Below are 3,108 nucleotides of genomic sequence, written 5' to 3'. Positions count from 1 at the left end.
GAGTACGAGCGCGCATTCACCGAGTGGCCCGAAGCGAGTATCTTCGGCGGCAACATATTTCCTGTGTTCGAAGGCGGAGGGCCAGGATGGCTGCAAAGTGCGTTGCCTCATATCGACAAAAGTGGCCGGCTGCAACCATTGCCATACACGCAACTACGGGCAAAGCGGCGGGACGGTAGCCGAAGAATCCTGGCTGACCGGCGGCGGCACCGGCTATTCCGGGCCATGGGGCACGACGTACGCGACCAATCTGAGGCTTTACATGCAAGGCTTCAGCGAGGAACAGTGGTTGATGAAAGCACGCAGCTTGCGCGCGCGCCCACCGATGCCGTGGTTTGCCTTGCGCGACATGAGCGATGACGACTTGCGCGCGCTTTACCGGTACGTGCGTCAACTCGGCGCCGCCGGAATGCCCGCGCCGGCTTTTGTGGCGCCGCGGATTGCCCCCGATACCCCCTACTTTTCAATGACTCCACAATTGCCCACAGCGTATGGCACCGATGTTGGCGAGTAGTTGGCCGGCCCTGTAAACGCGAGGAGACAAAATGGAAACCGTACTTGCAAACGATGTGATTCCGCGCGACGGCTGCGCCAACGCATGGCCGCGCGGTTTGGAATTCGCGGGAGTCACCGCGGATGACGCGACTCGCGCGGCGATCGCCTTTGACGCCGCGGTAGCAAGGGCACTGACGATATCGCGGCTTGCCTAGAATCAGAAAGATGAATGACATGATCGAAACGCAGCACAGCCTGAAATACGCCGCGGACTTTAGCGTACTAGGCGACGGCGCCCCCGTGGTGCTGCTGCACAGCTCGATGTCGCACCAAGGCCAGTGGCGCAAACTCGCGCAGGAGCTCGCGCCGAAACGTCGGGTGATCGCCATCGATCTGCTTGGTTACGGCGATGCGCCACATCCCGAAACCCGCTACCCCAGCCCGCACGACGAAACCCGGCGCGTGCAAACGGTTTTGCGCAGGATTTTCGCTGGGTTGACGGCGTCGAATCGAACGCAGCGCAAGCAACCCGCTTGCGAAGCGCGGGCTGCCTGATTCATCCACTTTTTACTTATTCAGAGGAGCAGCAAAAATGCAGCACGTCGCCCAGCACTATGCGGAGGACGATCCAAAAACGGAAAACCGCCGCTATGCCAAATGCATCGAAAATTCAAAACGGGTATCGTGGGATATCGACATCGACGTCATACGCGGACGCGAATTCGACGTCGGCAAGAGTTTTCTTCCCGATGGCCTGACGAAACTGGTGCGGCTCGGCTTCCTCGACGCGAACCAGAAGCGCCTCGCGAGCCAGATTCAGGGGCGTACTTACGCCAATATGTTCGGGCTGGTCGAGCGTTTCATCAACACCAAGATACTTGAAGTCAGCGAGGCGCATCGCGGCGTCGACCCGATCGCGCTCGAAGCGCTGCTGCGTTTCAGCGATGAAGAGCTCAAGCATCAAGAGCTGTTCGGCCGCATCGAACGCATGATCGCGAGCCTCATGCCGCCCGGATATCGCTTCCTGCCGCAGGCGGCCGAGGTCGCTAGCGTCGTGCTCGGCAAATCGAGCTGGGCGGTGCTCGCGCTGACCTGCCTGATCGAATTATTCACGCTCGCCCACTACCGGCAAAGCATCGCGCCCGACAGCGAGTTGTCGGACTTGTACAAGGATGTGTTCCTGTTCCACTGGAAGGAAGAATCGCAGCACGCGATTCTGGACGAACTCGAATGGAAGCGTGAGGACGCCAAACTGGCACCCGGACAACGCGACCGTGCGGTAGATGATCTGATTGCGCTGGTCGCCGCGGTCGACGGCATTCTGCAGGCGCAGGCTGCGAGTGATGCCAATTATTTTCTGACGCTTTGCAATGCCGCGTTCGCCGAGTTCGAGGTCGAGCGCGTGAAGGCGTCGATGCTCGAAGCTTACCGGTTTCAATACATCGCTTCCGGCGTCGAGCAGCCTCGATTCCAGGAAATTCTGGCGAGCCTGATCACGCCCGAGCAAAGCCGGCGCATAGACGTAGCGCTCGCGCCCATTCTCGGATAACTCGCCAAGCGAGCGCAGCGTCACAACGAAAGGATGATGATCGTGTCTGCTTCGAACGCTGGTTTCGCGGCGCCGGTCGCATGGAGAAGGAAATGCACACTGCATTGCAGCTCTGGGATCGCATCCCGAAGTGGATCGCTTTACTGATCGTGCTGATCGTTCCTGGCGGACTGCTGATAGCGACGCTAGTCGCGGTGGGGCTGCGTCGCTCCGGTTTGCAGCAAACGGCTGGCGCGGACGAGTCAGCATTCTGCCGGCGCAATATCGGAGCTGGCGGAAGCGGCGAAACTGAACGCGCGTCGCATATGATGCGATCCGAAGTCGAGGCCGGCGTCTGTTCGAAATCTCGATAGCCTTGGCGTTATGATCCTGACTTTAGCGGATAAGACATGAAACTTCACAAAATCACGATTGCCGTCGTCGTTGCCCTTGCCGGTCTCGGCGTCGGCGCGGGCTTCACGGCCGACGTAAACGATACAGCGGCTCGCGACGCAGCCGATGTCGTATTGGCCGGGATCGGCGGCCCGCTGTGCCTGCCGGGCGGGCGCGAGCGCAAGACTTTTCTGAAACTCGCGCTGGAATCGGGATTGACGGAGAAGGTGGCGCCGCGCAACGAGTTGAAGCCAGTCGACAACACGCAGATCCCAGCGCCGGCAAATTCCGCGAGCGCGGACGAAGCAAGCAGCGCAACCGATGCGGGCGACGCACGCCTGTACGACAACCTCGGCACGCTGCATTGGCGCATAACCACCCGCGACCCGCGGGCGCAACAGTTTTTCGACCAGGGATTGCGTCTCACCTTTGCTTTCAATCACGAAGAAGCGCGCCGCGCCTTCCGGAAAGCGCAGCGTCTCGATCCGGACTGCGCGATGTGCTACTGGGGCGAGGCGCTGGTGCTGGGCCCCAATATCAACGCACCGATGGCAGCCGAAGCCATGGCGCCGGCAGCCGATGCCATCGCAAAAGCGCAAGCACTGGCCGGGCAGGCTAGCCGCCGCGAGCGTGCCTTGATCGGCGCCCTCGCCCATCGTTATTCCGCTCATCACAATTCTCAGGACCAACAG

At 60.7% G+C, this 3,108-nt stretch carries 6 protein-coding genes; all 6 read left to right on the top strand.

All coding sequences use genetic code 11. The features are described 5' to 3' along the window. Nucleotides 1-121 precede the first annotated feature (121 nt). Nucleotides 122-514, top strand: a complete 393-nt coding sequence (locus tag H0V78_04705) for a cytochrome C (protein ID MBA2351098.1) — start codon at nucleotides 122-124, stop codon at nucleotides 512-514. Between the two features lie 31 nt (nucleotides 515-545). After that, entirely contained in the window at nucleotides 546-710 is a 165-nt protein-coding gene (locus H0V78_04700; protein MBA2351097.1) for a hypothetical protein, read from the top strand. A 19-nt stretch (nucleotides 711-729) separates the two neighbouring features. Beyond that, on the top strand, nucleotides 730-1,050 hold the full coding sequence (locus H0V78_04695) for a hypothetical protein (GenBank protein MBA2351096.1): 321 nt from the start codon (nucleotides 730-732) through the stop codon (nucleotides 1,048-1,050). 37 nt (nucleotides 1,051-1,087) lie between these two features. Next, on the top strand, nucleotides 1,088-2,044 hold the full coding sequence (locus tag H0V78_04690; GenBank protein MBA2351095.1) for a hypothetical protein: 957 nt from the start codon (nucleotides 1,088-1,090) through the stop codon (nucleotides 2,042-2,044). Between the two features lie 92 nt (nucleotides 2,045-2,136). Next, nucleotides 2,137-2,397 carry a hypothetical protein gene (locus H0V78_04685; protein ID MBA2351094.1) on the top strand — a complete coding sequence of 87 codons (261 nt, stop codon included), beginning with the start codon at nucleotides 2,137-2,139 and terminating at the stop codon, nucleotides 2,395-2,397. A 36-nt stretch (nucleotides 2,398-2,433) separates the two neighbouring features. Beyond that, nucleotides 2,434-3,108: hypothetical protein (locus H0V78_04680; protein MBA2351093.1), on the top strand; the 675-nt coding region annotated here is incomplete at its 3' end.

The sequence above is a fragment of the Burkholderiales bacterium genome (assembly GCA_013695435.1).
Classification (GTDB): Bacteria; Pseudomonadota; Gammaproteobacteria; order Burkholderiales; family JACMKV01; genus JACMKV01.
Note: the sequence above shows the minus strand (reverse complement) of the source record. Positions and strands in the feature narration are given on the sequence as shown.